The 15,852-nt window shown below is 71.5% G+C and carries 10 protein-coding genes; 7 read left to right on the top strand and 3 right to left on the bottom strand.

Annotated elements, in window-relative coordinates:
• Positions 1 to 159 precede the first annotated feature (159 nt).
• Positions 160 to 1,995 (top strand): methyl-accepting chemotaxis protein, encoded by a 1,836-nt coding sequence (locus KRR26_RS02020; RefSeq protein ID WP_217078986.1) that lies wholly within the window; start codon positions 160 to 162, stop codon positions 1,993 to 1,995.
• Between the two features lie 236 nt (positions 1,996 to 2,231).
• Here KRR26_RS02020 and KRR26_RS02015 read toward each other — a convergent pair whose 3' ends face one another.
• A complete protein-coding gene (locus KRR26_RS02015; protein ID WP_120210351.1) occupies positions 2,232 to 2,996 on the bottom strand; it encodes an SDR family NAD(P)-dependent oxidoreductase in 765 nt (254 codons plus the stop codon).
• A gap of 60 nt (positions 2,997 to 3,056) precedes the next feature.
• On the opposite strand from KRR26_RS02015, the gene KRR26_RS02010 reads away from it, so the two are divergent.
• On the top strand, positions 3,057 to 4,238 hold the full coding sequence (locus KRR26_RS02010) for an acyl-CoA dehydrogenase family protein (protein ID WP_120210352.1): 1,182 nt from the start codon (positions 3,057 to 3,059) through the stop codon (positions 4,236 to 4,238).
• Positions 4,239 to 4,313: 75 nt separating this feature from the next.
• Here KRR26_RS02010 and KRR26_RS02005 read toward each other — a convergent pair whose 3' ends face one another.
• The gene (locus KRR26_RS02005; RefSeq protein WP_217078985.1) at positions 4,314 to 5,102 is read right to left on the bottom strand and encodes a DUF2058 family protein; all 789 of its coding nucleotides are present in this window, start codon (positions 5,100 to 5,102) and stop codon (positions 4,314 to 4,316) included.
• A 109-nt stretch (positions 5,103 to 5,211) separates the two neighbouring features.
• Here KRR26_RS02005 and KRR26_RS02000 point away from each other — a divergent pair, with 109 nt between their 5' ends.
• From KRR26_RS02000 to KRR26_RS01990, 3 genes are all read left to right on the top strand, one after another.
• Complete coding sequence (locus KRR26_RS02000) at positions 5,212 to 6,258, top strand: hypothetical protein (RefSeq protein WP_120210354.1); 1,047 nt, start codon at positions 5,212 to 5,214, stop codon at positions 6,256 to 6,258.
• A gap of 120 nt (positions 6,259 to 6,378) precedes the next feature.
• A complete protein-coding gene (locus KRR26_RS01995) occupies positions 6,379 to 6,903 on the top strand; it encodes a hypothetical protein (RefSeq protein WP_120210382.1) in 525 nt (174 codons plus the stop codon).
• 148 nt (positions 6,904 to 7,051) lie between these two features.
• A complete protein-coding gene (locus KRR26_RS01990; RefSeq protein ID WP_120210355.1) occupies positions 7,052 to 7,390 on the top strand; it encodes a hypothetical protein in 339 nt (112 codons plus the stop codon).
• Positions 7,391 to 7,409: 19 nt separating this feature from the next.
• Here KRR26_RS01990 and KRR26_RS01985 read toward each other — a convergent pair whose 3' ends face one another.
• A complete protein-coding gene (locus KRR26_RS01985; RefSeq protein WP_217078984.1) occupies positions 7,410 to 8,930 on the bottom strand; it encodes a peptidase M3 in 1,521 nt (506 codons plus the stop codon).
• Between the two features lie 281 nt (positions 8,931 to 9,211).
• Here KRR26_RS01985 and KRR26_RS01980 point away from each other — a divergent pair, with 281 nt between their 5' ends.
• Positions 9,212 to 10,159, top strand: a complete 948-nt coding sequence (locus tag KRR26_RS01980; protein WP_217078983.1) for an RluA family pseudouridine synthase — start codon at positions 9,212 to 9,214, stop codon at positions 10,157 to 10,159.
• Positions 10,160 to 12,411: 2,252 nt separating this feature from the next.
• Complete coding sequence (locus tag KRR26_RS37565) at positions 12,412 to 15,849, top strand: hypothetical protein (RefSeq protein ID WP_328707043.1); 3,438 nt, start codon at positions 12,412 to 12,414, stop codon at positions 15,847 to 15,849.
• Positions 15,850 to 15,852: the final 3 nt, after the last annotated feature.

Raw genomic sequence — 15,852 nt, 5'->3', positions numbered from 1 at the left:
TGCGGGGTCGTCGTCCTGGACCCTCCCGGGTGACGAGGGCCCGTGGGCTGACGGGGTGCTCGGGGACTGCGCGCATCCCTCAACATTTCGCCGCTTCCGGGATAGTCTTCGCTTCCCCCCTCCTCTGGCGTCTCACTTCCTGCCCGAGCACCGTCGCATATGACGCTCAGCCTCGCCGCGCGCTTGACCGCGGCTTTCATCCTCGTCTTCCTGGTCCTCACCGCGGGCAGCGTCGTGCTCACGGGCATGTCGTTGCGCTCGCGGATGACCGCGGGGCTGGCCTCCAGCCTCGAGCAGGACGAGGCGGCGTGGAACGCCTTGCAGGAGCAGGAGGAGCGAGCGCTCGTGGCGGTGGCCCGCGCCGCGTCCGCGGGGCCGGTGTTGCGCGCGGAGCTGACGCGCGGCGTGGCCGAGGTGAAGGCTCTCCAGGCGCAAGCGCGAGCACAGCGAGACCTGCTGGGCGTGGACGTGCTGCTCCTGGCGGGCGCGGATGGCGCGTTGCTGGCGGGCAGCCGGGACGGGGCGGTGACGGGGCTCGGACAGCTGCTGCGTCGCGAGGGGCTCGCGCTCATCACGTTCGCGGGCGAGCCCTACCAGGCGGTGTCCCAGGCGGTGGAGGAGGGTGGGCGCACGGTGGGGCACGTCGTGGTGGGGACCCAGCTCGGGAGCGCGCTGTTGCGCCGGCTGCATCAGCAGCGCGCGGGCGTGGAGCCCGTGCTGCACCTGGGGCCCAGGTTGGTGGCCCATGCCTTCACATCCGGCGCGCCCGAGGCGCTGCTGGGCACCCTGCCCGCGCAGGCGAGCGCCTCCGTGAGCGAGCTGGAGCTGGCCGGCGTGCCCCTGCGGGTGTCTCGGGTGGCGGTGGGCGACGGCATCGAGTTGGTGTTGGCGCGCAGCGCGAAGCTGGAGCTGACTCGACTGCGCTCGACGCTGGGGCTCATTGTCCTGCTGGGCTGTGTGACGGCGGCCATCGCGGGCGTGGTCATCTTCCTGCTGGTGCGCCGGGTGATGGCGCCGCTGAGCGCCCTGCGAGAGGCCGCCGCGCGCGTGGTCGCGGAAGGGGACTTCAGCCGCACGTTGGACGTTCGCTCGACGGGCGAGATTGGACAACTCGCGGCTTCCTTCGCGGAGATGATGGCTCGGCTGCGGGCGGTGCTGTTGGCGCTGCGAGGCTCGGCGCAGGAGCTGGAGGCCACGGCTCTGGAGTTGGCCACGTCCGCGTCGGAGCAGAACCTCGCCGTGACTCGGCAGGCGGCGGCGCTCCACCAGACGCAGATCGCCGCGAAGAACCTTCAGCAGAGTTCTCGCGCGGCCGCGCAGCGCGCCACGGGTGTGCTGCGCGAGGCCGAGCAGGCGGGGGCGCTGGGGCAAGCGGGTGAGTCCGCGCTGGCGGGCAGCGTGGGCGGGCTCACGCACATCCGCTCGCATGTGGATCGCATCTTCAACACGGTGACGGGGCTTCAGCAGCGCACCCGGCAGGTGGGCGATATCACCGGGACGGTGAAGGACCTGGCGGACCAGTCGAACGTGCTCGCGCTCAACGCGGCCATCGAAGCGGCGCGCAGCGGTGAGTCGGGTCGCGCCTTCGCGGTGGTGGCGCGGCAGATGCGGTCACTCGCGGACCAATCCGCCAGCGCCACGGCGCGCGTGCAGACCATCCTCGCGGACATCGGCAAGGCCATCTCGGAGACGGTGCGGACGAGCGAGGGCGGCTCGCGTGAGGTCGAGGGTGGACTGGAGCAGGTTCGCGCCGCGGGGGAGAGCCTTCGTGCGCTCGCGACCCTCATCCAGAACAACAGTCAGGCGGTGCGCAGCATCGCGGAGACGGTGAGCCAGCAGGACGCCGGCATCGCGGAGCTCTTCGCCGCCCTCAGCGACCTGACGACCCTCGCGGATGAGACGGTCGAGCGCGTGGCCACGAGCGCTGTCGCCGCCGCGCGCCTGACCTCCGCGTCGCATGACGTCAGCTCCATCGTGAATCAGTACAGACTGTGAGCGCCGCGCTGGGCTTCTGACCCCGGCGGGTGGTCGCGGACGAGCCTCGCGCCTTCAGCAGGGGCCGCTCGCCCCTCGCTCCCTCATCGACTGCATGCGAGTGGGCAGGGGGGCTCGGGCGCGCGCGGTCCGCCCGCTGCCCCCTCGTTTGAGGCGCGCCGCGGCGAAGGCGGCGGGCGCCAATGCGGCCCGGTCGGGAGGCGCGACGCGCGGGCCTCGCGCCACCGGAGGGGTCGTTAGCCGACCTCTCCCCCGTCGATGGCGTAGGCCGCGCCAGTGATTCCGGCCGCCGCGTCCGAGGCGAGGAACAGGCAGAGTGCCGCGACCTCCTCGGGCTGGATGATGCGTCCCATGGCGTTCATTGACGCGAGCGCCTCGCGGGCCTGCTCGGGCGAGCGGCCCGTGGACTGGGTGATGGCCGAGGTCGCCGAGGCGAACATGTCCGTCTCTACCCAGCCTGGATTGACGTTGTTCACCGTCACCTGCTTGCGCGCGTACTCCACCGCGAGTGCCCGCGTGAGGCCCAGCAGCGCGTGCTTGGATGCGCAGTAGGCGGACGTGTACTTGGCCCCGCGCACGGCCGCGATGGAGCCGATGTTGATGACGCGGCCTCCACCGGCTGAAGCCATCGCGGGCATCAGCTCGCGGCAGAGGATGAAGGGCGCCGTCACGTTCACGGCCATCACCTTCGCCAGGTCCTCGGTCCGCGTCTTGGTCAGCGGCGCCGACACCGTGATGCCCGCGTTGTTCACCAGGACACGCGGCGTGCCCGTGGCCAGGATGGCCTGACAGGCGGACAGCAGCGCGGACTCATCCGCCACGTCCACGGCCCGCGTGCGGATGGCCTCGCCGCCTTCGGCGCGCAAGGACTCCAGCGCCTCCTCGGAGCGGGCGAGCGCCCACACGCCGTATCCCGCGCGTGCGAAGGTGAGCGCCACCGCGCGGCCGATGCCTCGGCTGGCGCCCGTCACCACCACCGTCTTCATCGTCTCTGGAGCCATGGGCGCGCAGCATACCCGGGCGTTTGACGACGCCGGAGCGCGACGTTAAGCACCGCACTCATGCCCCGCGCCGACATCACCGACCTGTTTCGGATCGACGACCTGCTGTCCGATGAGGAGAAGGCCGCGCGTGACACCGTGGCCCGTTTCGTGGACGCCGAGGTCCTGCCCATCATCGGCAAGCACTTCCGAGAGGGCACCTTCCCCGCGCACCTCGTGCCGCGCCTGGCGGAGCTCGGCGTGCTGGGTGCCAACCTCCAGGGCTACGGCTGCGCGGGCATGAACACCGTCACCTACGGCCTCATCCTCCAGGAACTGGAGCGCGGGGACTCGGGGCTGCGCTCGTTCGCGTCCGTGCAGGGCTCGCTGTGCATGTTCCCCATCCACGCGTATGGCAGCGAGGAGCAGAAGCAGCGCTTCCTCCCCTCCATGGCGCGAGGCGAGCGCATCGGTTGCTTCGGCCTCACCGAGTCCGACTTCGGCTCGAACCCGGGCGGCATGCGCACCCGCGCGCGCAAGGAGGGCGACCACTACGTCCTCAATGGCTCGAAGGCGTGGATCACCAACGGCGCCATCGCCGACGTGGCCATCGTCTGGGCCAAGACGGATGACGGAGGCCCGGAGTCCGTGCGCGGCTTCCTGGTGGAGAAGGGTATGCCAGGATTCAGCGCTCGGGAGATCCCCGGCAAGTTCTCCCTGCGCGCTTCCGTTACCAGCGAGCTGTCCTTCCAAGACGTGCGCGTCCCCGCGAGCAACGTGCTGCCCGGCGTGGTGGGCCTGAAGGGGCCGCTGTCGTGTCTCAACAACGCGCGGCTGGGCATCGCGTTCGCCGTCACCGGCGCCGCCATCGCGTGCTTCGAGGGCGCGCGCGAGTACGCGCAGTCTCGCGTCCAGTTCGACGGCCGCTCCATCGCCAGCTACCAGCTCACGCAGGAGAAGCTGGCGGACATGCTCCAGGAGATCGTCAAGGCGCAGCTCGTGGGCCTGCGGCTCGCGCGGCTCAAGGACGAGGGCAAGAGCACGCCCGTCATGGTGAGCCTGGCCAAGCGCAACAACGTGAAGAGCGCGTTGGACATCGCGCGCGTGGCCCGCGGCATCTATGGCGCCAACGGCATCACGGATGACTATCCGCCCATCCGGCACATGCTCAACCTGGAGAGCGTCTTCACCTACGAGGGCACCCACGAGGTGCACACGCTGGTGCTCGGCAAGGCCATCACCGGCATCGACGCGTTCAACTGACGCGGACGCGGGAGGCCCGCCCCCCGCGCCGAGCGTCCGTCATGCGGGCTCGGGGTGCGGGGGGCAGGGGTGGGTTTACGGGGTGCTGCCGCCGGAGGTGTCCTCGGCGGGCGCGGGCGACTCACTGGGCTCGTCAGCGGACTCGGGCTCGTCGGGAATCTCCGGGGCGGTTCCAGCCGCCTCGGCGTCCTGCCGGGCCTTGAGCTCCTCGTCGTTCATGAAGCCGACGGGGTCTTCCTTGCGGTTGAGGAAGCGCACCGACTTCTTCGACAGCGCGTACATCTGCGTCGCCGACGACGCGGGCACGAGCGAGTGCTCGATCTGCGCGGGCTCCGGGCGCTCGACGACGCCCAGCTCGCCGTCCTCGAGCTGCTTGGCCTGGGTGGGGCTCAGCTCCAGCCGGCGCAGCTTGCCCTTGCGGGTCATGAAGTAGAACGCCGTCTCGCCCGGCTCCAGCGGCACCTGGTTGCCGAGCACCAGCTCCCGAAGGGCGCGGTCCAGCTCCACCTGCTTCTTGGACTCGGCGCGCTGGTAGGCCTTGGAGCCCGGCATGGGCGGCAGCTTGGGAATGGGCTTCTCGGACGCCGTCGTCGCGGCGGCGGGACGACCTCCCGAGCCGCCGTGGTACGGGGGACGGCCTCCGTCGCGGCGCGGCGGTCCACCGCCACCCTCGCGGCGGGGCGGGCCGCCGGCTGTCCGGTTCTCATCACGGTCGCGGCGGGCCGGGGGGCGGCCCGAGGGCGCCCCGTGGCTCTCCGAGGAAGGCGCCGGGCGACGGCTCGTCTGGGACGGCGCGTCGCTCTTCTTGGCCTGCTCCTCGGAGACAAGGCCCGCCTTCAACAACTTGTCGCGCAGGTTCTGCATGGGTTGGGCGTTCTATCCCTTGCACGGCCGCATGCAAGCCATCGCTTGCCGCACCTGTATGCGCCACGTAACTTGCCGCTCCCGCCGTCCGTCCCGCTGTGGAGGAGTCGTGAGTCGGTTCACCCAGTCCACCGTCACCCTTGCCCTGGCGCTGGCCGCCGTGGGCTGCACCGACCCGGTCGACAAGGCTGCCAAGGCCCGCATCTTCTCGCCGGAAGACCCCCCCAAGGTGGTCGCGTCCGCCCAGCAGAGCCTTCCTCCGGAAGATGTCGCGGAAAACCCCAAGGTGGCGCGCCGCATCCTCGGCATGGACGCCGCCGAGGTCACCGAGCGCATCGGGCCCCATCGCTACCAGGCCACCGTCAGCTACGAGTGGGGCGGTCCCAACAGCGCCAACCCGGTGAAGCTCACCGAGACGCGCACCTTCCGCGCTGGCCGTGGGGGCGTCAGCGGTGACTTCGATGGTGTCCTGGAGAACTCGCGCGACCAGGGCCTCGAGGTCATGCGAGTGGGCGGGCAGGTCTTCGCCAAGAACCGCTACGGCCCGTTTCGTCAGCGCCTGCGCGACCGCGGCATGGCGGAGCGCACGCGCACCGAGCTGACGGGCGCCATCCGCGACTTCGACAGCCTCTTCCAGGGCCGCCTGAAGCTCACCCCCGAGGGCACCGTCTCGTACGAGGGACGCACGGCCTGGAAGTACGCCGTGTCCCTGGGGCCCGCCGTGGATTCCGGCCCCGCGCAGAAGCTGCCGGCCCTGTTCGCGCCCAAGAATGGCGGCGCGGACGAGACCTCGAAGCGCCGCGCCAACTTCTTCGCCCACCGCCTGCCGCGCTCGCTGGATGGAGAGGTGCTGGTGGACAAGGACACCTCGGTCGTCCTGAAGGCCCGCCTGGATGGCCGCATCGGCGTGCCCTCCGAGAAGACGCCCGAGGCCGCCGAACTGCGCATGACGCTGGAGTCCACCCTGTCGGAACTGGGACAGGACCCCCGCCTCCAGCCGCCCCAGGACTTCCTCCCGGACGCGGACAAGCCGCAGGGCATCGCGGACGCGCTGGACCACTTCGGCATGCCGCGCTCCAAGCCCGGGGACACCACGGGGACGCCCGCCCCGGGTGGCGAAGGGGCCGAGCAGCCCGACGAGGACGACGGAAACTGAGCCGCGTGCCCGCCTGGCTGCCCTGACGTGGCGGTCCGGCGCGCGCCGCGAATCGGCGGGCCCGTGGCGCGAGTCTCCTCGGAGACCCGCCCTGGCCTCGTGCTTGCTCTCTGCGGGGGCATGTCCTGGCGCCTTGGCTTGCTGCTCTGCGGTGGTGTGCTGCTGGCGCTCCCCGCGAGCGCGGCCTCGGACCGGGGCGTGGACCTCACCCTGGCGCCCGTTGGGGGCTTCGTGCTCCGCGGCCCCGCCAAGACCCGCCTCTCAGGGCTCAGCGCGGGGCTGGGCTGGGCCTACCGTCGGTCCGGTTCCCTGCTGGAGGTGGGAGGTCACGTGTCCTCCTGCCAGTGGCTCACCGAGGCGACGCCCCTGTCCCTGCGCTGGGCGCCGCTGGGGGATGCGCCGGTGCGGCCCTACCTGGGGCTGGGGGCGACCCTGCTCGTCGCACACGCCCGGTCCGAGCCAGACGCGCCCCGCGTGCTCCAGGTGGGAGCCGAGCTGAGCGCGGGGGTGGGCCTGGAGCTGGGCGGGCAACTCTTCCTGTCCGCCGAGGCGCGCTACCAGAACGTCTCCGCGCGGGGAGAGCCGTTTTCAGGGGAACGTCAGGTGCTGGGCTCCCTGTACCTGGGACTGGGTCTGCACTTGTAGTGTGCGAGACCTGTCGCTACAGCGTGGCTTCGACCTGTTGGAAGAAAATTTGACCGTCCTCTTGCGTCCTCTACAATCCTCGACGGTTGCGGCTCGGACGCATCCGACATGCTCGGGTGTTCAGGCGCGAACAAGCAAGGGAGCGGAGATGGAGCGCAAGGTCGGAAGTAGCACGGTGACGGCCAAGGAGGTCAAGGCAGCGCTGGAGAAGTCGACCACGCTGACGGCCGAGGAGGAGAAGGCCCTGCGCATGCGGCATGGCGCTGGTGCCTCCAGCACCCGCGCGCCGCTCCCGCGTGCCGCTGGCAACAACGAGGAGTTGGCGGACGAGCTGCTCGTCATCGAGATGCAGCTCATGAAGGCGATGCGCGCGCGCGCCGCACAGGCTCGCGCCACCGCCCCGAAGGCGACGGTGGCCGTGCCCAAGGCGGCCGCCAACCCCACCAAGGACAAGATTGTCCGCGCGCTGCGCGGCAAGAAGAAGTAGTCCCCGGGGGCGCGACCCCCTACCTGTTGAGGATGGCCACGAGGCGTGCTCCCGCCTCGGGCAGGGCCAGCGGCGTGCCCGAGATTTCCGTGGCCAGGCCTTCTGCGTCGGTCTGGCCACCGCGCTTGAACAACCCCTGGAGCCAGCTTCGTGCCGAGGGGTTGCGCCAGAAGTCGTCGTCGAAGCGCTCGGTCATCGAGGCGGTGAGCCGGGTCTCCAAGGCCCAGGCCCGCAGGTAGCGCGCGACGTAGAGCTGCGGATCCACGTCATGCAGGAAGAAGCCACGGTGCGCCTCGGCGAAGAGCGCGCGGCGCTGGCCGACCACGTACTCATCCGCGAGGTCGGGTGAGGGGCCTCGCGTGGCGAGTGACAGCTCATAGCCGAGCTTCGCGCAGTGGCGGCGCAGGACGGCCAGGGCCTGGAAGGCGGCCATCCGCGCGGCGTCCTGCGCGGTGGAGGACGGCAGGCCCAGGTAGCGTTTGAGCCAGCCGGGGGACAGCAGGAGTCTCTCGAAGGTCGTCGCGTAGGCCTCGGTGACGGAAGCATCCGCCAGCCGGCGCAGCTCCACGGGCGCGTCGTCGTCCACATGGGCCAGGTGCTGCGCGTGCCCCATCTCGTGCAGGAAGCTGCCCAAGGGCTCCATTCCGCCCTGTCGCTGGAGGACCAGCCGCAGCTCGCTCGGGACGCGGACCGCGACGACGAAGGGGCGGGCGGCCTTGCCCGGACGCTCCTCGTCGTCGATGAGGATTCGGCCCGCGGCGTTGGGGTGGAAGCCCCAGTCCCCGAGCCAGCGGGTCACGGCGGGGAAGGTGTCCTCGCGGCGGAAGTGGGGCTCCATCCACGGGACGCGCATCGTGGCCTGCACGTCGTGGCGGCGTGCATCCCCGCCGGGCAGGGCGCGCAGGTTGGGCTCCAGCTTCCGCAGCGCGTAGCCGAGCACGTCGCGATAGGCGTCCTCCGTGCGGCGGAGCGTCTCCTCGGCGGCCTCCGCGAGCTTGGCCGTGTCGATGCCGGTGACGTCCTGGCGCAGGGCGAGGTAGTTGCTCGCGCCCAGGCGTTCCGCCACGCGGAGGGCGGCTTCGTGGCGGTCGCCGTAACGGCCGCGGTTCTCCCAGAGGAAGTTCCCGGCGGCGCGCTCCATCAGGCCGCGGCGGACGCGGTCGGACTCGCGCGGAAGCTGGGCCAGGATGGACCCGAGCCCGAGCGTCTGGTCATCCACCGGGATGGCCGAGCGAGCTTCCAGCGAGGCGATGGCCTCGCGGGCGCGCGCGGCGAGACCGTCCTCGACCTGGGTGGCGATGAGCTCACGCAGCAGCTCGGTGCGGCGGATGGCGAGTGGTTCGGCTCGGGTCTTCGCCTTGGCGAGGGCCTCGGAGGCGGCGGCGAACGTGTCGGGGGCGGACAGTTCGGGGAAGTCTGCGTACAGGCGCGTGACGGGGAGGTCCGCGGTGAATCCCGCGCCGTGCCGGTACTGAAGGGTGGCGAGCTCGGCGAGAAAATCGTCCAGCCGCGTACGCACGGAGTGCAGGGGACGGTCCATGGCGGGGCGCAAGGTAACAGGAAGCCCGAGGCGTGGCAGTCCTCCGGACATAGAGTGCGCCGCATGCGTTTCATGCCCGATGGGATGTCTCCTTCACCCGTGCGCGTCGCCGAGGAGCGACCGCGTGCCCGGTCTCCACTCCCTGGGGACCGGCGGTGCGGCTCCTTGTTGGGGCGTGGCGCGTGTCAGGGCGGGACGGTTGGACGTGGAGCCCTGCGGTGCGGCCCGTCTCCGAGAGGTGATGCCCGACTGGGTGGCCATGAGGGATGTGGAGGCCACGCGTGAAGCGGCGGACCTTCAAGGCCGAGCAGGCGGGGCTCGCGGTGGGCGCCGCCTTGGCCTCCGAGTTGGGGATATCCCCCGAGGAGGCGCGGCGACTCGTCGAGGTCGGGGCGGTGTACGTGGCCGGCAAGCGGGCCCGTGACGCGGGGGCGCGGCTGGGAGTGGGGCAGGTGGTGACGGTGGTGCTGGAGGAGGCGGGGACGAGCTCCCTCGCGGCGCCCGTGCCCGCGCTCGCGCTGCGCGTGTTGTTCGAGGACGCGGAGATCATCGCGGTGGACAAGCCCGCGGGCATCAACGCCCAGCCCTCGGAGGGTCGGGTGGGCGAGAGCCTCGTGGACCGCGTGAGCGCGTACCTCGGGAGCGAAGCGGGGCTGGTGCACCGGCTCGATCGCGAGACCTCCGGGGTGACGGTGTTCGGCAAGACGGCGCGAGCGACCTCGGCGCTGGCGGCGGAGTTCCGCGAGGGCCAGGCGCGCAAGCGGTACGTGGCGGCGACCGGTCCGGGGCTCCCCGAGCGTGGCACGGTGGACCTGCCCCTTTCGAAGGACCCGTCGCGCCCGGGGCGCTGGCGGGCGACTCGCGCGGCGAATGGCGTGCCGGCCGAGACGGACTTCCAGACGCTCCACGCAGGGCCGGAGTTCTGCCTCGTGGAGCTGTGGCCGCGCACGGGGCGCACGCATCAGCTCCGGGCCCACCTCACGGCGCTCGGCGCCCCGATTCTGGGGGACTCGCGATATGGCGGGGCCAAACAGGCTGCGGGCCTCGCGGCGCCTCGGTGTCTGCTGCACGCCCAGGCGCTGCAACTGCGCCATCCTCGGACGGGAAAGCCGTGGCTCGTGGAAGCCCCGGTGCCCGAGGACCTGCGCCGCTTCTTCTTGGCGGCCGAGGTCGAGCCTCCGAGTGGCCCAGTGGCTCCGGTTCCGGGACCTGTCGCCGGGGGCACCTGACACCTCGGGAGGATGGCGCTCACAGCCCTGGCGCGGGGGCTTGAAGTCGCTCGGCTGTCAATCGACGTGCGCGTGGGGCAGGGGCTTGATGAGGGCCCCACGGGGCCATGCATCGTGTGTAGACTGCCGCACCCATGGGTGGCGGGAGAAACGGCAATGGCGCTGGCATGCCGGAGTCTGCGGCTGCGGAGCAGCCAGCACTCCGGGCCGGCGCATACGCAGGAGGCTTCGCGCGCGAGGTCGACGCCGCGGTGGCCAGGTTGTGCAATGACGCCGCGAGCCTGCTTCGAGAAGGGCATGCCGCGCGGGCCTTTGGGGAGCTCGCGCGGGCCAGCCGCACCCTTCCGATGACCCCGCGTCTGGCCGCCGCGCTCGTGCGTTTCTCGTTGCGAGCGGGGACCGAGGCCGCCGCCATCACCCTGTTGGAAACCGCGGCGCGCACGGGAAGTGAGGCCGTGAGGCCGGAGGCTCGGCGACAGCTCGCGCGTGTGCTGCGTCGCGTGGACCAGCCGTCGCGGGCGGTGTCCGCGCTCGAGGCACTGCTCTCCGAATCGCCCGACGATGATCGGGCTCGGTTCGTCCTCATGACCGTGCGAGAGCGCATGGAGGGGACACCGCAGAGGGTGTCGCGCAAGGAGCGGCTCGGCGATGAGGGCTCGGACGAAGGCGAGCCCGCGGGTTCCCTGCCGGGTGGCTCGACCGTGGAGGTGGTGGGTACCCCGACCACGGTGCTCCCACGCGAAGGTCTGGAGCCGATCATCCTCAACGCGGAAGAGTCCGCGCTGCGCCGTGAGAGCGAATCCCGCTCTGAGCCCTCGAGCATCGAGGCCCTGCCTCCGGCTCCGCGTGAGGGCATGGTGCTCGTGCCGTCGTCGGCGCAGGGCGAGCCCGATGCGCCGCAATTGGCCGCGACAGAGGATGCAGGCATCGAGCGCATGGCGCGAGTCGGAGCGGATCCGAACGCTTCGACAAGCGCCGAGGTTCCTCCGGCTGAAGCCGGGCTTGAGGCGCGCGGAGACTCCGAGCCGCGAGCGACCCTCGTGATGCCCGCCGTGGGCTTTGCGCCTGCGGAGTTGGTTTCGCACCAGGTGGATCCGTCTGGCGAGGTCACACCGGAGCCCTCCGGGCATGAGCCCGCGGTAGATGGACGCGTGGAGGCACGCGAGCCGGCGTCGGCTTCGGTGGCCGAGTCACAGGAGGCCTCATTCGAGCCGCGCGCGGATGTGGCCTCCGTGCTTTCGGCGCCAGCGGCAGACCTGACACAGGCGCCCTCGCTCGGGACGTCAGACACCGCGCAGGCGATTCCTGCTGAGGGAGTTGGAGAAGCCCTCCTTCCGCGAACGAAGTCGTCGGTCGAACCTTCCTCGCGCAGTCCTTTGCGAGCCGTGCCTCCGGACGGGGGCGCACCGTCTGAGGGCACTGCAAGGGGGGCCGAGGCTTCGGCCCCTTCACCCAGTGCATCCCCCGTCGAGACTGTCGCGAGCACTCCAGCGCAAGCTGTGCCTGTGGCAGCTGCCGTATCGCCCGAGGGTGATGCGGGGAGCGTCGGCGCGTCTGCCTCGCCGCGCGCGGCGTCCGTGGTCACCCCTGCTGTCGACGCTGCGACTTCGGCGCGTGGAGACGGTGCCACGTCGTCCACGCGCCCCACGGGCGCGGCGGCGAAGGCACCTCTCGCTCGCACGGCTTCTTCGTCCGCGATTCCGCAGTCCACTGCGTCGCGTGCGACGCCACTCGCACCTTCGTCGGTGCCCACGGGTCGTGCCGCGGCTCGCTCCACTACGTCGTCGGACTCACGTCCGACGATCATGATGCCGGCAGTGAGCTTCGAAGCGCTGGAGGGGGCGAAGACTCGCTCGTCTTCCGCCGCGCAAGACACGGGGACGAGCCCTGAGTCCACGACCTCTGCGTCTTGGGACCGTGCTCGCGCTGAAACTGTGGAGGTGCCGCTCGTCGGCCTGCCGCTGGAAGCCACCAAGGTCGATGCGCCGAAGTTCCCGTGGGAAGACGACGGGCCAGGAAAGGCCGCGCCGGCGTCCGGGCGAGAGCGCTCACCCGCGGAGACGAGTCCTGTCGCAACGAGTGGGCCGCGGCGTTCGGACACCGTGCTCGTTCCGGCGCTCGGCGGAGATGCGCTCGCATTCGAACCTGCTGCGAAGCGCGCGGAGGAGGATTCGTCCAGCAGCGCGCGTCCTGCCGCGAAGCGCCCGGAAGACGCGGGGAGTCCAGGTGTCTCCACGAAGCGCTCGGAGGATGTGAGTTCCTCAGGCGCTGTACCGAAGCGCTCGGACACGGTCCTGGTGCCGGCGCTCGGCGCGGAGTCGCCGGTCAGCGGTTCGGGGGCTTCACCGAAGCGCTCGGACACGGTGCTGGTGCCCGCGCTGAGCCTCGAGGCGCTCTTGGGGACGGCCACGGCTGGGCCGAAGCGCACGGATACGGTCCAGCCCCCAGCGTCGGGTGACGCCGCAGGGGCATCGCCCCCGGCGACGAACAAGTCGAAGCGCTCCGAGGCGGTGTGGGGCCCGGCGACTGTCCGTGGCGCGCCGCCCGATGACGAACTTCCGACCGCGGAGTCCATTCCACCTGTTCCGATGGAGACGGGTGCCTCGGTCGCGCGAAGCCCCGGGGGGGGCCCGCCGCGAGGTGAGCCCAGCCGCGAGCGACCATCCCCTGCTTCGGGTCTCGCCCAAGGCGAGGGCCAGCGCAGCACCGAACCACCCGAAGCCAGCCACGTGCCGCGCCCGGTGTCCGCGGAGGACGCCGCGGAGCTGGCTCGCTCTCAGCGCATGGAGGCTCAGCTCATCGCCAAGCGCTCCTGGCGTGAGCTGGCGCAGCTCTACCTCAAGCGGTCGGAGCAAGCGAAAGAGCCCCAGGCGCGGGCCGAGGTCCTCACCCGGCTCGCGGAGGTGATGGAGACCGAGCTGAAGGATTCGGTCGGCGCCGCCCGTGTCTATCGGGAGATCGTCGAGCTGACCGGCGATCGCGATGCGCTTCGTGAACAGATTCGGTTGCTGACCCAGCGTGGCGACGCCAGTGTCGTGCGGCGCGCGTTGGATGAAGCCATCCTGAATGCGCGGACGCCTCGGGCTCGTGCGAGCGCGCTCCTGACGCGAGGCGAGCGGTGGCTCCACCTCGCGGAGTTGGGCAAGGCGCGCCGAGACTTCCACGCGGCCGAGGCGATTGCGCCGGGCTTGCTGCCCGTGCTCGCGGGGCTCGTGCGCTGTGTTGCGGACTCGGAGCGCCCCGCCGTCGCGGAGCGGTTGAAGCAGGCCTGCATCGGCGCGCCTCGTCGCACGGTGGATCGGCTCGATGCGCTCAAGGTGCTCGCGAGCACGGCCGAGAACGTGCTCGGAGACCTGCGGCTCGCGCAGTGGGCCTGGGCGGAGGCTCTTTCGGAGAGCCCTGAGCACGCGCAGGCCCGGGAACGCCTCGTTGTTCTTGCCCGTCGCCTGGGGGACTTGGCTTCGTTGGGCTATCTCCTGCGCTCGCAGCTCACGCGAGAGCCCCGTGGGCTCGCCGCGCGCGAGGCACGCTTGGAGTTGGTGTCCACGCTGGAGTCCGCGGGGGACTCCGAGGCCGCGCTCACGGAGCTGCGCCAGGCCGTGCGCTTCGAGCCGGGGCACAAGGACGCCTGGTTGATGCTCTCGGATCGCCTCAGCGCGCGCGGCCAGTTGGGCGAGGCCGCATGGGCGCTGGAGAACGCCGCGACCGCGATGGAGGACGAGGAGGAGCGGGAGCGCGCGTGGCAGCGGCTCGCGGTCTTCTGCCGCGAAGTTCTCCGCAATCCCGAGCGTGCCGAGCAGTACGCACGCCGCGCGGAGAACATGCGACTCGCGCGAGAGGAGAGTGCGCCTCCTCCCCCCGAGCCACCGCGGAGCGCGACACCGAAGCGCGAGCCCAGTGGTTCGCGCTCGGTCCTGGTGGCGCCTCCCGTGACGGTGAGCCTCACGCCCGCGGGCAGCACGGACTTGTCCGACGAGACGACGTCCAACACGGACTTCGACCTGGAAGGCGTGCCCGGAGGCGTGAGCGGCCGAGGCACGTCCTCCGAGAGCGCACCGCCGGCGAAGGGGGCCGCGCGAAGTGCCCCCTCCGCGCCCAAGTCCGCATCGAAGTCCGCGCCAGTAGAAGCCGCTCCGTCCAAGGGCGTCCCAGCGCCGAAGTCCGCAGTGGAACCCGCGGCCTCCAAGAGCGCACCGGGAGCGAAGCCCGCGCCCGCAGAGGCTGCTGCATCCAAGAGTGCGCCCGCAGATGGTGCTGCGGCGAAGAGCACGCCTGCCTCGAAGAGCGCGCCAGTGGATGCTGCTGCGTCGAAGAGCACGCCAGCCTCGAAGAGCGCGCCAGCATCGAAGGCCGCGCCAGTGGAGTCCGCAGCATCCAAGAACGTCCCGGTGCTCCCGGACTCCGCATCGCCCAAGTCCGCGAAGGGCGCGGACGCTGCTGTCTCCAGCGCGAAGGGCGTGAAGGATGCCTCCGCCGCGCCGAAGTCTGAGCCCGCGGTCGCGCAGAACCGCGGGGCGAAGTCTCGCTCGCTCATCGACGATGGCGAGGACTTGCGCCCGGACGCCATCAACGCCACGCAGGTCATCGGCTGGGAGGCGCCTCCTGGCCGGATGGATCCGGTTCGCCGGCTGCATCGGCCGCGCTCGGAGGGCACGGTCGCTGGCCCCGCGCCGAGTCGTCCGCCCGAGCCCGCCGCGAAGCCCCCCGTGGGCACGGCCGAGACGCGAGAGTCCGTCGCCACCGCCGAGCCCGAGCCCGCCACGTCGGAGCCCGCGGTCTTCCGACTCGTGCGAGAGCAGCCGCTCGATCCGAAGCCTTACCGTGGCCTCGTCGAGCACTTCGAATCCCGAGGCGACGTCGCGCGCGCCTCGCTCATGCAGGAGACCGCGGACGCGCTCGAAGGCAAGGAGTCACCGGCACCGCGTGGCCTGCGCGCGCCGCTCTCCGGTGATGAGCGAGCCGGCCTGCGCCATCCCGGCCTGCGCACGCCTTCGGGCGAACTGCTCGCCTGTGCTGGCCTCGCGCTGTGCCGTCTGTTCCCCACACAGGGCCGCACGGCCGGCGTCACCGAACCCCTCCGCTCCAGCTCCGGCCCTGGCGCACCCGCCATCCTCGACACGCTCCACACCGTCGCCCGGATGATGGACGTGCCCCTCCCGGAGCTCGTGCTCGCGGAGGACGACGGACCGCCCTTCACCGTGGTCTACACCACCGCTCCGCGACTCGTGGTGGGCCGAGAAGGTGTGCGCCAGGCCATGCCCGCGGCCGAGCTGCGCTTCCACGCGGGCCGCGCACTGTTCTCGCTGTCGCCGGATCTCCTCGCGCTGCGCACCCTCAAGGAGATGCAGCTGCTGCGCGCCCTGGCCCTGTTGTCCTCGGTGCTCAAGGACCCGCGCGCCACCAGCGACGAGGCCCGCATCGTGCGCGAGGCCCTGTCACCCCGCGCGCTGGAGCGAGCCGCCGCGCTCATGGACGCCGGCACGCGTGACTTCAAGGCCTCCACGTTGATGGACGCCGCGCGTGACTCGGTGAACCGCGCGGGACTCGTGGCCTGTGGAGGCGTGGGACCCGCGCTCGCCGCGCTCCGGGCCCGTCGCGTTCGGGAGCCCGAACTCACCGAGCTGCTGCGCTTCGCCGCCTCCGAGCGCTACCTCTCACTGCGCTCCTCGCCCGAACGTTCCGGGCGCTGAGGG

The sequence above is a fragment of the Citreicoccus inhibens genome, from assembly GCF_019039035.1.
GTDB classification, from domain to species: Bacteria; Myxococcota; Myxococcia; order Myxococcales; family Myxococcaceae; genus Citreicoccus; species Citreicoccus inhibens.
This window is presented reverse-complemented; position numbering and strand designations above follow the sequence as displayed.

Coding starts and splice junctions, on each gene's coding strand:
- KRR26_RS02020 (WP_217078986.1), top strand. CDS start 160: ATGACGCTCAGCCTCGCCGCGCGCTTGACCGCGGCTTTCATCCTCGTC.
- KRR26_RS02015 (WP_120210351.1), bottom strand. CDS start 2,996: ATGGCTCCAGAGACGATGAAGACGGTGGTGGTGACGGGCGCCAGCCGA.
- KRR26_RS02010 (WP_120210352.1), top strand. CDS start 3,057: ATGCCCCGCGCCGACATCACCGACCTGTTTCGGATCGACGACCTGCTG.
- KRR26_RS02005 (WP_217078985.1), bottom strand. CDS start 5,102: ATGCAGAACCTGCGCGACAAGTTGTTGAAGGCGGGCCTTGTCTCCGAG.
- KRR26_RS01995 (WP_120210382.1), top strand. CDS start 6,379: ATGTCCTGGCGCCTTGGCTTGCTGCTCTGCGGTGGTGTGCTGCTGGCG.
- KRR26_RS01990 (WP_120210355.1), top strand. CDS start 7,052: ATGGAGCGCAAGGTCGGAAGTAGCACGGTGACGGCCAAGGAGGTCAAG.
- KRR26_RS01985 (WP_217078984.1), bottom strand. CDS start 8,930: ATGGACCGTCCCCTGCACTCCGTGCGTACGCGGCTGGACGATTTTCTC.